Here is a 19,646-nt window from a genome sequence, read left to right on the forward strand (position 1 = left end):
CATGCCGTTTCAGTTATTACTCAACATCTTGCTTGCATTCCTCTGGATGTTTCTCGCTAACTCTTTTTCCACCTCATCGTTCATCATCGGCTACTTACTCGGTTTGATTGCGATGTTTGCGATGCGGCGGGGGTTCAGCAGCCGGTTTTATCTGGGACCGTTCATCGCGTTGATTCGACTTGCATTTCGTTTCCTGTATGAACTGGTCGTCGCGAACCTTGAAGTTTTGTCCATCATCTTAAAACCGCGCCTCGACATCAAACCCGGTATCTTCGCCTATGAGACCGAACTCGAACACCATTGGCAGATCACATTGCTGTCACTGTTGATCACGTTAACACCCGGGACATTGGTCGTCGATATCTCAGATGACAATAAGACATTGTATATCCATGCTCTGCACATGCCGGAAGCAGATGATGCAGTGTCTTCGATCCGAAACAGTTTTGAGAAAGCCATCTTGGAGGTGAGCCGATGATGTTAGAGACGATTTTATTCATCGCCTTAGGAGGCGTCTTCCTGTCGATGCTCGGTTTATTTTACCGGGTCATCAAAGGACCTTCCGTGGCTGACAGGGTCATCGCCCTTGATTCAATCGGGATCAGCCTGATTTCCGTCGTCGGTCTGGTTTCCATTATCTTACGGACAAGCGATTATCTCGAAGTCATTTTGTTGATTGGGATTTTGGCCTTTATCGGGACGGTCGCCTTCTCGAAATTCATCGAGAAAGGAGAGATCATCGAACGTGACCGCAATCAGTGATTTTTTCGTAGCAGCCTTTGCATTGATCGGGGCATTTTTCAGTCTCGTGACGGCACTTGGCCTTATCCGGTTACCTGACCTCTATACACGTGCGCATGCCGCCTCCAAGAGCGCAACACTCGGCGTCATGAGTATTCTTATCAGCGTCATCATCTATTTTGTCGCTGAAGACGGATTTTTCTCGTCCCGAGTCGTCCTCGGCATCCTGTTTGTTTTAATCACAGCACCAATCGGCGGACATTTAATTGCCCGCGCTGCCTATTACAGTGATGTTCCGCTGTGGAAAGGTTCGGTTCAGGATGACCTTGCCAAAAATCCGGAACACGTGACACCTAAAAAACGACCTGCACCTAAATTAAAATGAGCTCAGTTTTCTTTGTTTCTACTAAACAAGTAAACAAGCATATAAAAAAACGGATGCCACCGTTCACTTAACGTGAAGGGTTCGCATCCGTTTTTGCGAATAACAAGTTCAGTTCGTATGGGTTTTTGAGTAATTCGGCTAATGTATGTTGTTCCAGTTCCCGGATAAAAGCACGCAAGGCACGAGCAAGAATACCTTTTAGCTGACAATGGGGTTCAATAACACAATGACCATCTGCCGCAAAACACTCGACGATATCCATCGGCTCCATCTCGCGAACGACTTTTCCGATATTGATTTCTTCCGGATCACGAATCAGCCGAAGTCCACCGGTCCGACCGCGTGTCGACTCTACGTATCCAAGCTTCGTCAATTGTTGGGTAACTTTCATTAAGTGATTGGAAGAAATACCGTAATGATTGGCAATTGCCGGCATCGGTGTCACTTCTTCTCGGTGAAGACCTAAATAAATTAGAACGCGAAGTCCATAGTCTGTATATTGAGTAATTCGCATATTTTTCCTCTCTTCCTGTTCATGGAACCCGTTTTTAATCCCACTTCACATTGCTGTTTCATCGTATCATGTTCGATCCTAGTCGAAAATAAAGGATGTGCTTTTAACAGTATACGTACGGGAGAGAGGTTTGGATGCCGTCTAAACCAAAAAAGTCAGTTTCCTGAACAGGAAACTGACTTTTAAACGATTCATTTCTTTTTCATGTCATGCAATACTTCGTTGAAACGATCCGCGTAGTTCGTAAAAACTCCCGTCACGCCGTAATCGAGCATCCGTTCCATGTCGACTTTCTCGTTCACCGTATAGGGGTGAAGCAACAGACCACGTTCCCGAATCATTGCCGTATTTTCTCGCGTCAGTCCTTTAAATGAGGGACCGAGCCCGACTGCGTATGTCTGAATTTCGTCAAGTGTCTCAGGCGTGATGGATTGAACGGTTGGTGCTTCCATCAGCTGGACGAGTGGAAAACCTTCATCAAGTGCTTTAACTTTTAACAGACTGGCTTGACTGAACGATTGAATCATGACTTGTCCCGGTTTAACACGGTCACTGGATAAACCATGATCTTTTAATGTTTTCAGTAGTTTTTCTTCCATTCCCGGATAAACTTCAGGTGATTTTGTTTCAATATAATAGTTGGCATGTTTGCCATATTTATCAAATATTTCATCGATTGTCGGCACTTGGAGTCCTTTATATTCAGCCTTCGCATAATCAGGATTCGCTGTATTAAACCAGCTCCCTGCATCGAGGCGTTTAATTTCAGCTAATGTCTTATCTTTGACAGCACCTGTTCCGTTTGTCGTCCGGTCGACCGTTTCGTCGTGCATCGCAATCAGTTGGCCGTCCTTCGTCATTTGTAAGTCAATTTCAATATAATCCGCTTTAAACTTTTTATGGCTCATTTCGTAAGCAAGCATCGTATGCTCCGGTGCATACCCAGAAGCACCTCGGTGGGCAATGTTAACGACACGATTTGGGTCGAGTAGGTCATGTTTTGCATGTGCCGAAGCGTCAATACCGCCGAAACTAGTTGCGGCTATTGCTCCTGTAAGTACGGTAACGCCAATCTGTTTCATCATATTGTATTTCCCCCTTAAAAGTAACTTACAGAATGAATCTTACGTGACGACTATGAAGGAAACATATTGTTGACGTGAAGAAGTTTTTAGAATCGATGACAGACTTGTAATCAAACGGATCACCGGCTTATCTGAAGAGACGAAAAAAGACGTTCTCCCTATCGCAGGAGAACGCCTTTGTCTTAAATCGACTTATGCTTCAAAAATCAATGACTCCGGATCTTCGAGCAAATCTTTGATGTGCTTCAGGAACGTCACGGCTTCTTTCCCGTCAACGATCCGGTGATCATAGGAAAGGGCGACATACATCATCGGACGATTTTCCATCCGCTCAGCATCGATGGCGATCGGACGCAGGTTGATCGCGTGCATTCCGAGAATCGCGACTTGCGGTCCGTTGAGGATTGGTGTCGACATCAATGATCCAAACGTTCCGCCGTTTGTAATCGTAAATGTCCCGCCTGTCAAATCAGATAAGCCAAGTTTGTTGTCCCGGGCTTTGACGGCCAAATTGATGATATCTTTTTCAATTTCACCGAAGTTCTTTTTATCGGCGTCACGAACGACCGGTACAACCAAGCCGTCTGGCGCAGAAACTGCGATTCCGATATCATAGAATTTCTTGAGAACGATTTCGTCCCCTTGAATTTCGGCATTTAAATACGGCATTTTTTTCAGGGCAGCGACGGCTGCTTTCGTGAAGAACGACATGAAACCGAGTTTAACTTCATTGTCCTTGACGAATTTTTCCTGACGGCGTTTCCGTAAAGACATGACGGCCGACATATCGATTTCGTTAAACGTCGTCAACATCGCTGCCGTTTGTTGAACCTCCACTAAACGGTTGGCAATCGTTTTACGGCGGCGCGACATTTTAATCCGCTCTTCCGGTTTACCCGGAGCTGCTGGCGGAGCTGCTTGTGGTGCCGGAGCTTGTGGTGCTTTTACCTGTTCGCGTGGCGCGACTTCAAATGTTGCAACGTCCTGCACACGAATGCGACCGAGTGGATCCTGCGTCGCAACTTGCGCTAAATCAATTCCTTTTTCACGGGCCATTTTTCGGGCAGCAGGAGAGGCAATCGGACGGTCAGCACGTGATGTAGCTTCTGTTGCTGCGACAGCTGCTGGTTGTTCTTTTTTCGGCTCTTCTGCGACAGGTGCTTCTTTTTGCTCTGGTGCCGGCGTTGTTGCTGCCGGTTGTGCCGCTTCTCCGCCTGCCGTGATGATGGCAATCGTCTCTCCAACACGGACTGTATCACCTTCAGCTGCCATTACTTCGGACAGGATGCCCGCTTCATCAGATGGTACTTCGATGTTAACTTTATCTGTCTCCAGTTCGACGATCGCTTCCCCTTTTTCTACCTGGTCGCCGGGTTGTTTTAACCACGATGCGACCGTACCTTCTGTAATCGATTCTGCAAGTTCTGGTACTTTGATTTCCATGTTAATTCGTCCCCCTAAGACTTTTCGTGTTTGACCCCACTTGATTCTAGCTTAGACATTTGTTTCGGAAGTAGCTGATGTGCTCGGTTGATCGACTGTCGTCCGCGTCAAGGCATCTGTCAGAATCCGTGCCTGTTCGACTTTATGTCCTGTCGGATCACCTTCCGCCGTACTCGAACGTCGACGACGGCCGATATAGCGGACCGTTGTAATGCCATTGACGGCAACCGATTCAAGACGCGGCTCGATGTATGTCCAAGCCCCCATGTTTTTCGGTTCTTCCTGAACCCAGACAAACTCACTGACATTCGGATAACGTTCAAGCAAAGCATTTAACTGCTTGGCCGGGAACGGATAAATTTCTTCAATCCGGACAATGTGCAACCAATTAAAATCATCATCTGATTTCGAAACGGCTTCTGCCAAATCGATGGCCACTTTTCCGCTGCAGAAGACGATTCGCTCCACCTGTTCTGGTGATTGCCCAAGACCGTCCTGTTCGACGATCCGTTTGAATGAGCCTTCTGTCAGTTCGGACAGATCGGACGTCGCCAGTGGATGGCGAAGTAAACTTTTTGGTGTCATGACGACAAGCGGACGGACTTCTTCTTTCCCGAGAATCGCAGCTTGACGGCGTAGCAGATGGAAATACTGGGCCGCACTCGATACATTGGCGACCGTCCAGTTTTTCTCCCCGGACAGAGTCAGGAAACGTTCCAGGCGGGCGCTCGAGTGCTCGGGTCCTTGTCCTTCATATCCGTGCGGTAACAGCATGACAAGTCCAGACGTCTGCCCCCATTTGGCACGGCTTGCCGAGATGAACTGATCAAAGATGACTTGACCCGAGTTGGCAAAGTCGCCGTACTGGGCTTCCCAGAGTACCAGTGTTTCCGGTGCAAAAACATTATAGCCGTATTCGAATCCGAGAACGCCCGCTTCCGACAACGGACTGTTGTATACGGCAAATGATGCCGTTGCTGACTTCAAGCTGTGCATCGGTGAAAACGCTTTGCCTGTCTTCACATCATTTAAATTAATGTTCCGCTGGGCAAATGTTCCACGTTCTGAATCCTGACCACTGAGTCGAATCGGTGTACCGTCGGAAAGAATCGAGGCGAATGCCAACGTTTCTGCATGTCCCCAGTCGATGCCGTTTTTAGTCGTCAACGCGTCGGTCCGGCGTTTCAACACTTTTTCAAGTTTATGGAAGACATTGAATCCGCTTGGCCATTCGAGCAACTGCTCATTGTAAGCCGTCAATTTTTCAACTGCGACACCAGTCTCGATGTGCGGGACACCTTTAAAGACAACATCCGGCATGATGCCGCCGTATTCTTTTTCGACATTCGGAACTTTCTCGCGAGCCGCTTTCATCATGTCATTGATGTCCGTTTCAATCGTCGTGACATCTTCTTTCGTGACATCACCTTGTTCGACCAGTTGCTTCGCATATAAGATACGGGCTGAGTCATGTTTATGGATCAAATCGTAAAGGACAGGATTTGTATTCATCGGCTCGTCCATCTCGTTATGTCCGAAACGACGGTATCCAATCAAATCAATCAAGACGTCTTTGTTGAATGTCGCGCGGTATTCGCTCGCAAGCAAAGCTACGGCCAAACAACTTTCCGGCTCATCTGCATTGACGTGGAAAATCGGAATTTCATACCCTTTTGCCAAATCACTTGAATAACGGGTCGACCGGGAATCCGTTGGTTCCGTTGTAAAGCCGATTGTGTTATTGGCAATGATATGAATCGTTCCGCCTGTGTTATAGCCTTTCAGATTCGTCAGGTTCAACGTCTCAGCAACGATTCCTTGTCCCGGGAAAGCAGCATCTCCATGAATGAGGATAGCGGCGGCTTTCCCTTGTTCCTGACGCGGTGCCCCTTTTTGTGAACGGTCATCTTGCGCTGCCCGTGTGAATCCTTCGACAACAGGATCGACGAACTCGAGGTGAGACGGATTGTTGGCAAGCGTCATCCGGACGTTACTTGACTGTTGCTCCATTTTTCGGTTTAACCCTAAATGATACTTCACATCCCCCGTCCAACCGTACGTGATGCCGATTGATCCTTCAGAAGGGACAAGATCATGGTTCGGTGCATGCTGGAATTCCGCGAAAATCATTTCATACGGTTTTCCTAATACATGCGCCAAGACGTTTAATCGTCCCCGGTGCGCCATTCCGATGTTGATCGTTTCCGACCCATTGGCAATCAGATGTCCAACGATCGTGTCGAGCAATGGAACCATCGCGTCAAGACCTTCAATCGAGAACCGCTTCTGTCCGACGTATGTTTTATGGAGATACTTTTCGAATAACTCCGTCTCAGCGAGCCGTTTGAACAACTGCTTTTTCTGTTCGACCGATAAACGTGCCGTCAATGCACCTTGTTCAATTTTTTGGCGTAACCATTTCTTTTCTTCCAAATCATCGACATGTTGGAATTCAACGGCGGCGGCACCTGTATACTGTGCTTTTAAATGTTCGATCCCTTCATAGGCATCCTTCAGATGTCCCGGCGGTTCTGGACAAACAAGCGTGACCGGCATGCCGCGTAAATCGGCTTCCGTCAATCCGAACTGACGAAGCTCCAGCAATTCCGTTTCCCGCGGATGGTCTTTCAGCGGATAGATGTCAGCCGCAAGGTGACCTTTTGCTCGAATTTGATCCGCTAAGCGACTCGCTGCCAAGTACTTTTCGAAATCTCCCGTTTCGATCGGTTGCTGAGTCACAGATTCTGCGATCGGAGCACCATTTTGTTCGAAATAGGCCCGTGTTTCTTCATCAACAGAAGAAGCATCTTCTAAAAAACGTTCATACAATTCAATGATGTATCCAAGGTTTGGTCCATAAAATGTTTGCTGTTCCTGTTCCCGGCTTGCCATGTACGGTTCCCCCCGTTTCATTCATTCCACTCTTTGTACTGAAACTCAGTACATTTCCAGCTCTCTACCTGTTAGCGCTTTCAAATCATATGACATAAAAATTCGATAATCGTCATGTTCCTTGCAACGAGGCCGAACATAACCCTTAACGATGGCCTGTATGTCAAAAGTGTTTGCCTTAGTTATTATATTACTACTTCTTTTAGGTCAGTGCGTTTCGAATTCCCAATTTCTCAGTCATAAATGTATAAGTTTTTCTTATGACTGTACCCTGTGTTGTTTATGAATGAAACCTCTCTAGGGGAAATCAGCCGTATTCGTCAAAAAAAAGCAGGAGTGACCTCCCTGAAGGTCATTCCTGCTCAATGTCTTATGTTATAACACTTTACTTAAAAACGATTGTGTCCGTTCGTGTTGTGGAGAATCAAACAATAGACTCGGAATGTTTTCTTCAACGATGAAACCACCATCCATGAAAAGAACCCGATCTCCGACTTCACGCGCAAATCCCATCTCGTGCGTGACGACAATCATCGTCATCCCTTCAAGCGCCAACTGTTTCATGACGGCAAGGACATCGCCGACCATTTCCGGGTCGAGTGCGGATGTCGGTTCGTCGAACAACATGATTTTTGGATTCATGGCCAGGGCACGGGCAATGGCGACCCGTTGTTTTTGACCGCCGGACAGTTCCCCCGGATAATTATCGGCTTTTTCCCGTAATCCGACTTTATCCAGCAATTCGAATGCCCGCTGTTTCGCTTGCGTTTTGTCCGTTTTCCGGACTTTCATCGGTGCAAGCGTGACGTTCTCAAGCACGGTCTTGTGGGGAAACAAGTTAAAATGCTGAAACACCATTCCGACTTCTTCCCGGACTTTATTGATGTCGACTTTCGGATCCGTGATGTCATTGGTATCGACGATTACTGTGCCGCCGGTGATATCCTCGAGCCGGTTTAAGCAGCGGAGAAACGTACTTTTCCCGGATCCCGAAGGTCCGATGACACACACAACTTCTTTTTCTTCAATCTCGACCGAAATATCCTTTAAGACTTCGTTCGAACCAAAGGATTTTTTTAATTGTTTGACTTCAATGATACTCATCGCAGTGTAAACCTCCGCTCCAAGAATTTCCCTAATAGTGAAAGGAGATAGATGACGACGAAGTACATCAGACCGACGACCGTCCAGACAATGAACGGTTCAAATGTCGTTGCTTGCTGCACTTGTCCCTGTTGCGTCAAATCCGCGATACCGATGATCGAGAGTAACGACGTATCTTTTAAACTGATGATCGATTGATTCGTAATCGTCGGCAGCATACGGCGGAAGGCTTGCGGTAAAACGATTTGCGTCATCGTTTGACGCCCTGTCATACCGAGAGAGCGCGCCGCTTCAGTCTGCCCTTTATCAATCGATTGAATGCCGGCCCGGATAATCTCGGCAAAATAGGCTCCGGCATTGATGGCGACGGTGAGAATCCCGGCATACATCCGGTCCATCGACAGCCACTCAAGCGAATTGAGTCCAAAATAGATGAAGAACAATTGGACGATAAAAGGCGTTCCCCGGATGACATCGATGTAGACGATGGCGATACCGTTTAAAATCTTAAGTGGTGATAAACGCATCAAGGCGACGATCAAGCCGATTAAAAATCCGACGATGACCGCGATGATAAAGATATAGAGGGTAATCTGTAACCCTTCCAGAAAAAACGGAAACGCCGTTTTTGCGACTTCCATCAGTGACTCAACTCCCTTGTCATTCGTTCAAATGGCTTATTTCAAATACGTATCGACGATTTTGTCGTACTCCCCGTTTTCTTTCAGGTTTGCGAGTCCTTTGTTGATTTTTTTCATCAACTCTTCGTTTTCACCCTTGAGGACGGCAATTCCGTAATTATCACCATTCAAACGGTCTCCGACGAGTTTCAGACCAAGGTTTTGCTGTTTGTTTGCATAGGAGATGACCGGATAATCTTCAATCAATGCGGCAGCGTTGCCGTTTTTGACTTCTTGGAACATCGCCGGGCTATCATTGAATTGCGTGACGGTGATTCCGAGTTTGTCTGCATTGTCAGTTGCATATTTTGCACCTGTTGTTCCCTTTTTAACCGCAACTTTCTTGCCTTTCAAATCATCGACTGATTTGATTTTGTTTTCATCTTCTTTGACGACCAGGATCAGCCCGGCTTTAAAGTACGGATCTGAGAACGTAACAACCTTTTTCCGTTCCGGTGTGATACTCATTCCGGCAATCGCTACATCCAGTTGGTTCGCTTGAAGAGCGGGAATGATTCCGCTGAAATCCATCGCTTCAAACTTGATTTTAAATCCTTGATCTTTGGCAATCGCTTTGATGAGGTCGATATCGATTCCCTTGTATGTGTCCCCGTCTTTATATTCAAACGGCGGATACGTAACATCGATGCCAACCTTGTACGTCTTGTCTTTCGAGACCTCGTCCTGTGAACCGATGCTACATGCGCTTAATACCACGAGACAGCTGAGCAATAAAAATAATACCGATAAATGCTTTTTCATGTTGTTACTCCTCTCTTGAAGGCAAATGCCTTCTTTCATGTATTTTCCTCAAAAACTTTTCCTTAACACATATTTTATCAGAAAAATTCAAATTTTACGAACAAACTTGTTAAGGACATGAATCAAAATTTTTCGAAATAAAAAAAATAGGAGCACCCTTCTGACGAAGAGTACTCCTATTTCCACTTTAAAATGCCGCCGAGAGGACTTGAACCTCCACGGTGTTGCCACCACTAGATTCTGAGTCTAGCGCGTCTACCAGTTCCGCCACGACGACTTCTATTTATGTTATTAGAATACTAAATAGTTTTTTTCGTGTCAACGGTTTCATGCATTTTTTTACACTTTTTCTGTCGGTTCGTCTAAAATTCGCCGGACAAATTGTTCCACGACCGTATCGTAGGTGTCCGGATCCTCGAAATAAGCCATCGCGTGGGCTGCATTCGGAATGACTAACAATTCTTTTTCCGTCGGACAGGCTTGATACAATTCATAGACCATCGAGGTCGGAACAAATGTATCGGCTCCACCGTGAATAAACAGAATCGGAACCGTCGCCCGCTGGACTTGCTTAATTGCCGAGGCTTCACTGAAAAAATAGCCCGCTTTTAATTTCGTCAAGATACTTGTCATCGTCAGAAATGGAAAGTGCGGCAGACGATACATCCGCTTCATTTGATAGGCGAGAACGGCGTTGACCGACGTATACGCACAATCTGAAATGATGCCTTTGATTTGCGGAGGCAACAGTTCCCCACTGGTCATCAGAACGGTTGCTCCTCCCATTGAGACCCCGTGCAAAAAGATTGCACTTTCCCGGCCAAGACGAGCTACCAGATATTCAGTCCACCGGAGACAATCTTCCCGGTCATGCCACCCGAAACCGATATAGTTCCCGTCACTTTTTCCGTGTCCGCGATTATCCGGCATCATGACGTGGAAACCGGCTTGGTGATACAGATACGCAAATCCGGCCAAATCCGTTCCGACACCGCCGTATCCATGCACTAAAATCACAATCCGGTCCGATGGTACAAGCGGCGGCAAGTAATGCCCGCGTAACGTTAATCCGTCATGCGCCTTGACTTCAATCAGCTCCAGCGGCTGTTCTTTGATCCACGTCTGCCCCGGCTGCATCAGACGGACCATCTCGTCACTCAAATCACGGTTGTTGGATAAAAAGGGTTTCGGATTGGTCGCGATCGCCATTTCATAAAAGTAATAACTCGCTGCAAGCATCCCAGAACCGATTACTCCTAAACCGATTTTCGTTCGTGTTCGCATTGCTCCCACTCCTCATCTGCTCTTAAAGATCAATTTGTAATTGCGCCGAGGACTCTGCATCCTCTTCTTGTAAAATTTGTTGCCGCAGACGATGTTCGTGTTGTGCCTTTCGGTAAGCAAATTCCTGAACCAATTCTTGTCCCATAAATCCTTCTTCGACGATGTCCGACAGCAAATCCGTTTCCGTCGTGACGATCTCTTGTGGGTTCCGAATAATCAGCACTTGACCGACCTGTGCTAACATAAGTTCATCTTTTACCTGTAACGCATCATAAAACGGTTCAGGCAGGGTCATCCGCCGTGTTTCCGGATTGATGTGCACCCGCTTGTACGCTGCTAACGATTGAAACTTCCGACTCGCCATATCTGTCCTCCTCTTCTAGATTACTGGAATGTCATGTCTAATCTAGAATCTTTTCCTTGAATCATGATGGTTGCTGATGCTCCGTTGACGAGTGTCATTTGCGGCGGTTGGTGACCGATATCGAGATCGTAAAACACCGGAATGTCCAACAAACCTTTAAACGTTTCATACACATCGAGGATGGTATACTCCTCAACCGTCCGTCCGCCGGCTGTTCGCCCGAATACGATGCCCGATGCCCGCTCGAACCACCCCGCAAGGTACATCTGCATCAGCGAACGGTGAACGTCGGTGGCACTCGCTTCCGATACTTCAAAGTACCAAAGAATCGGTTCTTCATTCAGCTGATCCGCCTGAAACGTGGTCACGTCTCCGTACGGTGTTCCGATGAGATGACGAATCGTCTCAAGACATCCACCAAGCAACCGGCCGGATACCTGTTTTTGAGCCGGATTGATTGTTTTCCACTCTGTTGCCGCGTCGAGGTGGTACATGTAACGTTCGGGCCGTTCCGCATGATTCCAATTCGTCTGATACAAATCAGATGTCCACTGCGTCACGGTCGATCCGGCGGGCGTCGCGAGAACTCGTCGCCAAGCTGTCGTCGTTTCATCCCATTCTTCACTGCGCATGTCGACGAAGTTTGGTCCGTGCGCCGTCGCAATGCCGGTCTTGACCGTAATCGCAAACAGCAATGTACTGTTATCCGAATACCCGAGCAACCACTTTGGCGGAATTCGTTCGAAATCCAGGAATGGTAACACATCAATCGCCCGTTCCCCTCCGAACGGCGGAATGATCGCATCAATTTCCGGATTTTGCAGCATCGCATTCAGCTCGTCCGCCCGTATTTGAGCCGGCGCGCTTGTTGCCTGCTGTTGTGTCCAAACGGTTTGTCCGACTTGAACAGTCATTTGCCGATCCTGTAATCGATTCGTCGCCTCTTCAATCATCGGATGCAGTTCTTCCGGTAATCCGGAAGACGGAGCCGTCACACCGATTGTTTGTCCGGTCCAACCTAAATAAGGATAACGCATGTCTGTTTCCTCCTGACGATGTAATATTGTTAATCGAGCGATGCCACCAATCGACTGAGCTGTTCGACTTTTTTAGTAAACGGTTCAATGGGAACGATTCGTACTTCCCGGTGAATTTCTTTCCCGTTCACAAAAAACAGCAAAGCCGGAGCGGTAAATACGGAAAATTCTCCAGCAATTTCCGGGACGCTCCCTAAATCGACATGTCCCGACCGAAATTCGGGATGACTTGCTAATATCGGCTCAATCTGCGGAAACAACGAAGCGCAGACACCACAGCCTGGACTCGAAACATAAATAAAACTCGCCCGCTGTCCGAGATACAAGTCCCTTACGGCTTCAATGGACGTCAACTCTTGAAAAGTCGCCATGTTTCGTCCTCCTCTTTTTTGTGAAATATCTTTTAATTATAACGTGATGCCACAAAAAAAACACCTTTGCCCGGAGTATCTAAGTCACAAGCACTTAAATACTCGGGCGAGGTGTCTTCATTTCATGGCTCTATGGTTTGGCAGCAGCTGTGAGCTCCGCATATTCTTCGGACGTAAAAGCACGGGAACGTGTTAAAAACCGTTTGCCCTCGACACCTTCCAAGGAAAACATCCCGCCTCGACCATCAACGACATCAATGATCAGTTGCGTATGTTTCCAGTAAGCGTATTGGTCCTCATGAATATAAAACGGACAGCCGCCGATTGTACCGATCAATAAATCTTGATCGCCTAAAAATAAATCCCCTTCCGCAAAACACATCGGGGAACTGCCGTCACAGCATCCACCCGATTGATGAAACATCAACGGTCCGTGTTTTGCTTTCAACAGTTCAATCAATTCCAAGCCGGCATCGGTCGCAAGTACACGTTCGACCATGTCGCCACATCCTTTCTTCGATTAGAAGAAACCAAGTTTATCCGGGCTGTAGCTGACGAGAAGATTTTTTGTCCGCTGGTAATGGTTGAGCATCATTTTATGGTTTTCACGGCCGATTCCCGACATTTTGTATCCGCCGAACGCAGCGTGTGCCGGATACTGGTGGTAACAGTTCGTCCAAACGCGTCCTGCTTCAATCGCCCGTCCGAAGCGGTACGCCCGGTTCATGTCACGCGTCCAGACACCGGCGCCTAAGCCGTACAGCGTGTCATTGGCAATTTGCAGCGCCTCTTCTTCTGTTTTGAATGTCGTGACGGACAGGACAGGCCCAAAAATCTCTTCTTGGAAAATCCGCATCTTGTTGTTTCCTTTGAAAATCGTTGGTTGAATATAATAACCATCCGCGAGGTCACCGTCAAGATGGTTCCGTTCGCCGCCAATCAGACACTCGGCCCCTTCCGATTTTCCGATTTCGAGATACGACAGGATTTTCTCCATTTGTTCACTCGAAGCTTGAGCTCCCATCATCACGTCAGCATCCAGCGGATTACCGAGTTTGATCGCTTTGACACGTTCGAGGACCCGTTCCATGAATGGCTCGTAGATGGATTCTTCAATCAAGGCACGTGAAGGACACGTACAGACTTCCCCTTGATTCAAGGCAAACATCAGTAACCCTTCGATTGCTTTATCGAAAAAGGCATCATCGGCATCCATGATATCAGCGAAGAAGATGTTTGGTGATTTCCCACCGAGCTCGAGTGTAACCGGAATGATGTTTTGCGACGCATACTGCATGATGAGTCGTCCCGTCGTCGTCTCACCCGTAAAGGCGATTTTCGCAATCCGCTTGCTTGAGGCGAGTGGTTTTCCGGCTTCCAGTCCGAAACCGTTGACGATATTCAGGACACCCGGAGGTAATAAGTCTTCAATCAGTTCCGTCATCAGTAAAATACTTGCCGGTGTTTGTTCCGCCGGTTTCAAGACGACACAGTTTCCTGCCGCGAGTGCCGGTGCGAGTTTCCAGACAGCCATTAAAATCGGGAAGTTCCACGGGATGATCTGACCGACGACTCCAAGCGGCTCATGGAAATGATAAGCGACTGTATCGTTGTCGAGCTCCCCGATTGAACCTTCTTGGGCCCGGATGACACCTGCAAAGTACCGGAAGTGATCGATGGCAAGCGGAAGATCGGCATTCAGTGTCTCACGGACCGCTTTCCCGTTTTCGAGCGTTTCCGCATAGGCAAGCATCTCAAGATTTTCTTCCATCCGATTCGCAATTTTATTTAAGATGTTTGACCGCTCTGCGACTGACGTCTTACCCCAGGCATCTTTTGCCGCATGTGCCGCGTCGAGAGCGAGTTCAATATCTTCTTTACCGGAACGGGCGACTTGACATAATACTTTCCCGGTAATCGGCGTCACGTTATCAAAATATTCTCCACCGACCGGTGCCGTCCATTTTCCGTTAATGAAATTTTCATAACGATCCTTGTATTGTACCTTTGACCCTTGCGTGTTTGGAATCTCATAAATCATCTGATTGTTCCTCCCTCAAATAAAATGGTCAACCGACGAGAAGGTATCTCATGTATGCGCTTTCATTTTACCCCTATCGAAATGTCTTCTCGTTTCTATCGTACCAAATGTTTTGTAAAAGTCAAAATTTTCCGATATTTTTTTACGATTTTTTATCACATAAAAACACGTCATCTCCAAAAAAATGGATTGACGTGCGGATTGGTCGAATTAGCGTGTCGGATCGATGCCGTCTTCTTTATCCGAAGGTGTATCCGAGTTTCCGAACTCACCGACTTTACTGAATCCGTCAGTTGCCCCGTCGATGTCTTTACCGGTTGCCGTAACGGATGGATCAAGGACCGCCTCTTCACTCGGGCGCGACGTCGGATCGTTTCCAAGCTGCTCTTCTTCTTTTTTCGCGTCTTCGATACATAATAACGTTTCCGGAATGATGTCGAGACGTTCGATTTCAATTTCTTTGCCGCAGACTTTACAGATTCCGTACGTGCCGTCTTCAATCGCTTTTAACGCGACATCGACGTCCGATAACATTTCTTCCTGCATATCTGTCATTGCTTGATCGCGTTCCCGTAAAAACAATTCGTCTCCCGAATCGCCCGGGTGGTTGTCGTAGCTCGACAGTTCCCCCGTATCATAATCGACTTCGCGATTTTCAATATTTGTTTCCGTTTTATCTTTTTCCTTTAACAAACGTGTTTTGAATGTCTCAATTTGCTTTTCTGATAACATAGCCTTCATCTCCAATTCTTTAGCTTCAGCTTCTTCTCTAAAGGATTTAACCGAAATGAAACCATGTTAAACGTCAAAGACTGTCTCAAGAGCATTTATAGGAGCGGATCGAGCCGTGTAAATCACAGATGACCGTCATGAATTCTTGACCATCCTTGAAGCAGATTTGATGGCTTCTGCCGTTTTTAGAAGTCGTGATATCATCAATCCACAGCCGGGTAGCGTCAGCGGAGGATAACATCGCCACTTTGTCACGAATCAAGAACAAGTCAAACGGCAACAGATTCAGGGACTGGATGACTAAACCGTATTTCCGAAACAGCGGATCCAGCTGGTAATGTGAGAGGCTGTATAAACTCTTCTCCATCCCACCGATCAACAGTTGGATGGAATGACACGGTTCCCGGCTGTCAATCCGCTCTTTTTGCAGGATAATCCGCCCTTGAACGCCGGATCCATCAAAGACATGTTGCATTTTCTCTTGATCGACGCGATGAGCTCCCGGTTTGACGTGCAGGACCAGATGCGCAAATTCGGCATAATCCGGTTTTCCGATTTCAAGTGCCTGGATATGTCTCACTTCTTCTCGTTCAATCAATTCAATCAGTCCGCGTTCTACCGTGTCCGATACGTCCCCTTCAGAGGAAAGACGGACATCAATCACGTACTGGTCGACAACGGTATTGACTTCGAGTGTATACATCAAGTGCTGGTTCTGTTCCTGCTCGAGTGTCAAACGATTTAACAGCAATTGATGAAGCAGTTCAACCGGTGTATGGGATGAAAATTGGCTTGTATAAATCAAATGTTTGGCTGTCAAAGAATGATTGGTTTTTAATCGTGCGCCTTTTACCATATATACGTTCACTTTATAATTTTGCATAATGCCACCTTCTCTTAACTAAGAATCGGATCGGAGAATAGTTCCGTTTCTATAGCGTACATCGCAAAAACTGTTAAAAATATTCGATAACGAATATTCTAAATTTGTTATACACAAGACTATGAATTTATGTTAAAGATTTGGAAAATAGAAAACTATGATGCTTTTCCTAAAACAATTGGACTTAAAGACAAAAAAACCAGTTCCGGCAAACACCGGAACTGGTTCAGATCAAACGGGATCAGGCAATGGAATCACTCATCGGATGCATCTGTTCATACTGACTGACGATCAGTTGACTGAGACGTTCGTCTGCTTCCAGTCCCAGATAAGTCGAAACGGTTTTTCGGATGCCGTTTTGTTCGATAAAAGTATTTAATTCAGAAGATTCTGAATCATTTGGATCGGAATAGGTTAAAGCCGCGGCAATCCCTAAAGCTAATCCATTCGCCTCGATACCACGATCCATTAATTCACGGGCCGGTTTGACCAACCGATCACGTGGTCCGAGCTTCCGGATCGGTGAACGGGCAACACGGACGATTTCATCATGAATCCGCGGGTTTTCAAATCGTTTAATGTTTTTTTGGATATAGGCACTGTGATTTTTTGGATCAAAGCCGTATTTCTCAAGCAGTAGCCATCCGGTTTCATACAAGGCACTTTGTACGCCACGCCGGACACGGACATCCTGCAGACTTTCGGCAATCGTCTCTTTTCCAAACAACGCACCGAGGTAAGAGGCGATCGCATGCCCGGTGTTGACGGTGAATAATTTCCGTTCGATGAACGGTGTGATGTCAGCCACGTATGTCACGCCTTCGAACACCGGATAACCATCCGGTAATGCCTTTGTCTCAATGACCCATTCGAAAAACGGTTCGACTTCGACGTATAACGGATCGTCATGGTGTTGCAACGGGACAATCCGGTCGACGGCGGCATTCGGGAAAAAGACATTGGCCGGTATTGACTCGAGATGGTGCATCACTTCTTGCTGCAAGTGACTGGATCCTTCAATCATGTTTTCACATGCGATCACAAAAACGTTTTTAGTTGTCGTCCGTTGTTTGAGTCCCTCTGCAAGCAAGGGAGCAATTCTCGCAAGCAACGTCGGTCCGACAGCTGTCGTCACGACATCGGCTGTCGCGATAGCTTCGATTACCCGCTCGGCTTCGGTCTGACTGTTCAAGGCTGTGACACGCGACACCTCTTCCGCCGCTGCTTCTTCCGCTGCATAACCGACCGTATACGCCCCGCGCGTTTTCAACGCTTCGACGACTTCGGCATTCACGTCAATGAAACAGACATCATAACCTGATTTAACCAATTGTAAGCCGATGAAGCCCCGGCCGATATTTCCTGCACCAAAATGAACGGCTTTCATGGCTTACACCTCCACAGATAACAGCTGGATAATGTCTTCGGCTGTTTGCGCTTTGACCAACTGCTCGACATTCTCTTCATCCGAACAGATGATGGCAATGTGCGACAGCAGTTCCAGGTGTTCGTCACCGATGCCGGCGATCCCGATGATCAGCTTCGCCTGTTCTGTTCCGAACGACACGCCGTTCGGAACCTGCAGAATGGATAATCCCGTTTTTAAGACTTCTTCTTTTGACTCTTCCGTCCCGTGGGGAATCGCGACATGGTTTCCGATGTAGACCGTCGACAACCGGTGACGGGTTTTCATCGATTCGATATAGTTCGGACGGACATACCCATGATCGACGAGCAACGTTCCCGCTGCTTCAATCGCTTCCTCGTCCGTATTGAACTGTTGATTCAGTAACACCATTTCTTTTTCTAGTTTCATCGCAGTTGCCATCCTTCATTCACTCCTGTCTATTTTTTAAGAAATTTTATTGCGTGCTGTTTCAATTTCATGAACCAGTTGATCATAGTAACCGGCATTCAAGAAGTTTTCGACGGACCGGTGTTCAGCTTGCGGCACTTGTTCCTTCGCCCGTTGCGTCAAATCCTGGTGCGTGATGATGAATTCGGCATCTGTCGGGAGTTGACTGATCGACGTGTTCGTTACTTTAATCGGCAGTCCGGCTTTATTGATTTTGTTGCGTAAGACGGATGCGCCCATTGCACTCGATCCCATTCCGGCGTCGCAAGCAAAAATGATGTGTTCGACGTGCGCTAACGAAGTTGCGGATTCAGCTGAAACAAGCGAAGAAGCAATCGAATTTTTACCTTTCATCGCGCTGACATTAGCTGTTGCTTCTTCGAGTGATGTCTCTTTTGCTTTACTCGTTTTGAGCAAGACAGACGACACAACAAACGTAACGGATGCAGAAATCAAGATACCGGCAACAAGACCGACATATGAACCGCGGGATGCCATCGCAAGGACAGCGATGATACTTCCTGGTGAGGCCGGTGCGACCAGACCTACATCAAATAAGACGAAAGTGAGGATACCGCTCATACCGCCGGCAATCATGGCGAGTAAGAGAACCGGTTTCATCAGCACATACGGGAAGTAGATTTCATGAATCCCGCCGATGAACTGGATGAAGGCTGCCCCTGGTGCTGTCTTTTTCGCTGCGCCTGAACCGAAGACCGAATAAGCGAGTAACAAACCGAGACCCGGTCCCGGATTCGCTTCAAGTAAAAACAGCACCGATTTTCCGGCTTCGCTGACTTGATCCAAGCCGAGCGGACTCAAAATCCCGTGGTTGATCGCATTGTTAAGGAACAAGATTTTAGCCGGTTCGATGAACAGACTCGCAAGTGGCAGCAAATGCGCACTGACGATTGCTCCAACAGCCGCTGCCATGATGTCGTCCAATCCCGTCATCAGCGGACCAAACAGTTTAAAGCCACCGATCATCAACAAACCTCCGATAATCCCGACCGAGAAATTGTTGACGAGCATCTCAAGACCCGGTTTAACTTTGCCTTCAATCAGTTGATCAAATTTCTTGATGGTAAATCCGCCGAGTGGTCCCATGACCATTGCGCCAAGGAACATCGGAATTTCTGTTCCGACGATGACCCCCATCGTCGCCAGTGCCCCGACGACTCCCCCGCGGACATCATGCATGAGTTTTCCGCCGGTAAATCCAATCAGAAGCGGTAACAGATACGTAATCGTCGGACCGACTAACTCCGCCAGACTTTTATTCGGTGCCCATCCGGTCGGAATGAATAACGCCGTAATGATCCCCCAGGCGATGAATGCGCCGATGTTCGGCATGACCATCCCGCTGAGGAAACTTCCGAACCGTTGAACCTGGACACGGAGTCCACGTTTTCCTGCTTGTGTTGTTGTCATTGGTGTACCCTCCATTTCGTTTGCATTGTAAGATAAGTGCTT

21 protein-coding genes and 1 tRNA gene are annotated in these 19,646 nt (G+C 47.4%); 3 read left to right on the forward strand and 19 right to left on the reverse strand.

The features are described from left to right. Position 1 precedes the first annotated feature (1 nt). The 3 genes from R7V76_RS10765 to mnhG are packed head-to-tail and all read left to right on the forward strand — an operon-like array spanning position 2 to position 1,126. Positions 2–478, forward strand: a complete 477-nt coding sequence (locus R7V76_RS10765; RefSeq protein ID WP_318092489.1) for a Na+/H+ antiporter subunit E — start codon at positions 2–4, stop codon at positions 476–478. Next, entirely contained in the window at positions 478–762 is a 285-nt protein-coding gene (locus R7V76_RS10770) for a Na(+)/H(+) antiporter subunit F1 (protein ID WP_014970528.1), read from the forward strand. Before R7V76_RS10765 ends, R7V76_RS10770 begins: the two co-directional genes overlap by 1 nt. Then, complete coding sequence (mnhG, locus tag R7V76_RS10775; RefSeq protein ID WP_012370573.1) at positions 746–1,126, forward strand: monovalent cation/H(+) antiporter subunit G; 381 nt, start codon at positions 746–748, stop codon at positions 1,124–1,126. The genes R7V76_RS10770 and mnhG overlap by 17 nt, the downstream gene beginning before the upstream one ends. A 67-nt stretch (positions 1,127–1,193) precedes the next feature. Here mnhG and R7V76_RS10780 read toward each other — a convergent pair whose 3' ends face one another. The 19 genes from R7V76_RS10780 to R7V76_RS10870 all read right to left on the reverse strand — a co-directional run bounded on the left by R7V76_RS10780 (position 1,194) and on the right by R7V76_RS10870 (position 19,604). Next, on the reverse strand, positions 1,194–1,640 hold the full coding sequence (locus R7V76_RS10780; RefSeq protein WP_318092490.1) for an Rrf2 family transcriptional regulator: 447 nt from the start codon (positions 1,638–1,640) through the stop codon (positions 1,194–1,196). 191 nt (positions 1,641–1,831) lie between these two features. After that, entirely contained in the window at positions 1,832–2,725 is an 894-nt protein-coding gene (locus R7V76_RS10785) for a glycerophosphodiester phosphodiesterase (protein WP_318092491.1), read from the reverse strand. 192 nt (positions 2,726–2,917) lie between these two features. Beyond that, positions 2,918–4,168: a 2-oxoglutarate dehydrogenase complex dihydrolipoyllysine-residue succinyltransferase gene (gene odhB, locus R7V76_RS10790; RefSeq protein WP_318092492.1), complete on the reverse strand. Its 1,251-nt coding sequence runs from the start codon at positions 4,166–4,168 to the stop codon at positions 2,918–2,920. 51 nt (positions 4,169–4,219) lie between these two features. After that, a complete protein-coding gene (locus tag R7V76_RS10795) occupies positions 4,220–7,081 on the reverse strand; it encodes a 2-oxoglutarate dehydrogenase E1 component (protein WP_318092493.1) in 2,862 nt (953 codons plus the stop codon). A gap of 354 nt (positions 7,082–7,435) precedes the next feature. Then, complete coding sequence (locus R7V76_RS10800; protein ID WP_318092494.1) at positions 7,436–8,164, reverse strand: amino acid ABC transporter ATP-binding protein; 729 nt, start codon at positions 8,162–8,164, stop codon at positions 7,436–7,438. Then, positions 8,161–8,805, reverse strand: coding sequence for an amino acid ABC transporter permease (locus R7V76_RS10805; protein ID WP_012370579.1), 645 nt, complete (start codon positions 8,803–8,805; stop codon positions 8,161–8,163). The genes R7V76_RS10800 and R7V76_RS10805 overlap by 4 nt, the downstream gene beginning before the upstream one ends. 36 nt (positions 8,806–8,841) lie before the next feature. Further along, positions 8,842–9,606: a transporter substrate-binding domain-containing protein gene (locus R7V76_RS10810; RefSeq protein WP_214764691.1), complete on the reverse strand. Its 765-nt coding sequence runs from the start codon at positions 9,604–9,606 to the stop codon at positions 8,842–8,844. A gap of 193 nt (positions 9,607–9,799) precedes the next feature. Beyond that, positions 9,800–9,883: transfer RNA gene (locus R7V76_RS10815), tRNA-Leu, on the reverse strand. Positions 9,884–9,945: 62 nt separating this feature from the next. Further along, positions 9,946–10,890: an alpha/beta hydrolase gene (locus R7V76_RS10820; RefSeq protein WP_318092495.1), complete on the reverse strand. Its 945-nt coding sequence runs from the start codon at positions 10,888–10,890 to the stop codon at positions 9,946–9,948. Positions 10,891–10,912: 22 nt separating this feature from the next. Further along, on the reverse strand, positions 10,913–11,254 hold the full coding sequence (locus R7V76_RS10825; RefSeq protein ID WP_318092496.1) for a hypothetical protein: 342 nt from the start codon (positions 11,252–11,254) through the stop codon (positions 10,913–10,915). A 20-nt stretch (positions 11,255–11,274) separates the two neighbouring features. After that, positions 11,275–12,291, reverse strand: a complete 1,017-nt coding sequence (locus R7V76_RS10830) for a S66 family peptidase (RefSeq protein WP_318092497.1) — start codon at positions 12,289–12,291, stop codon at positions 11,275–11,277. Between the two features lie 29 nt (positions 12,292–12,320). Then, positions 12,321–12,662: a thioredoxin family protein gene (locus R7V76_RS10835; RefSeq protein ID WP_318092499.1), complete on the reverse strand. Its 342-nt coding sequence runs from the start codon at positions 12,660–12,662 to the stop codon at positions 12,321–12,323. 130 nt (positions 12,663–12,792) lie between these two features. After that, a complete protein-coding gene (locus R7V76_RS10840) occupies positions 12,793–13,161 on the reverse strand; it encodes a DUF779 domain-containing protein (RefSeq protein ID WP_318092500.1) in 369 nt (122 codons plus the stop codon). A gap of 21 nt (positions 13,162–13,182) precedes the next feature. Further along, positions 13,183–14,703 carry an aldehyde dehydrogenase gene (gene adh, locus R7V76_RS10845; RefSeq protein WP_214764666.1) on the reverse strand — a complete coding sequence of 507 codons (1,521 nt, stop codon included), beginning with the start codon at positions 14,701–14,703 and terminating at the stop codon, positions 13,183–13,185. 210 nt (positions 14,704–14,913) lie between these two features. After that, positions 14,914–15,435, reverse strand: coding sequence for a TraR/DksA C4-type zinc finger protein (locus R7V76_RS10850; protein ID WP_318092502.1), 522 nt, complete (start codon positions 15,433–15,435; stop codon positions 14,914–14,916). Positions 15,436–15,520: 85 nt separating this feature from the next. Beyond that, entirely contained in the window at positions 15,521–16,318 is a 798-nt protein-coding gene (locus R7V76_RS10855; RefSeq protein WP_318092504.1) for a hypothetical protein, read from the reverse strand. Positions 16,319–16,559: 241 nt separating this feature from the next. Further along, complete coding sequence (locus tag R7V76_RS10860; protein ID WP_318092505.1) at positions 16,560–17,705, reverse strand: mannitol-1-phosphate 5-dehydrogenase; 1,146 nt, start codon at positions 17,703–17,705, stop codon at positions 16,560–16,562. 3 nt (positions 17,706–17,708) lie between these two features. Next, on the reverse strand, positions 17,709–18,146 hold the full coding sequence (locus tag R7V76_RS10865) for a PTS sugar transporter subunit IIA (RefSeq protein ID WP_012370590.1): 438 nt from the start codon (positions 18,144–18,146) through the stop codon (positions 17,709–17,711). Positions 18,147–18,170: 24 nt separating this feature from the next. After that, positions 18,171–19,604, reverse strand: a complete 1,434-nt coding sequence (locus R7V76_RS10870; protein ID WP_318092506.1) for a PTS mannitol transporter subunit IICB — start codon at positions 19,602–19,604, stop codon at positions 18,171–18,173. Positions 19,605–19,646: the final 42 nt, after the last annotated feature.

It is taken from the genome of Exiguobacterium artemiae (genome assembly GCF_033342815.1).
In the GTDB taxonomy this organism is placed as follows: Bacteria; Bacillota; Bacilli; order Exiguobacteriales; family Exiguobacteriaceae; genus Exiguobacterium_A; species Exiguobacterium_A artemiae_A.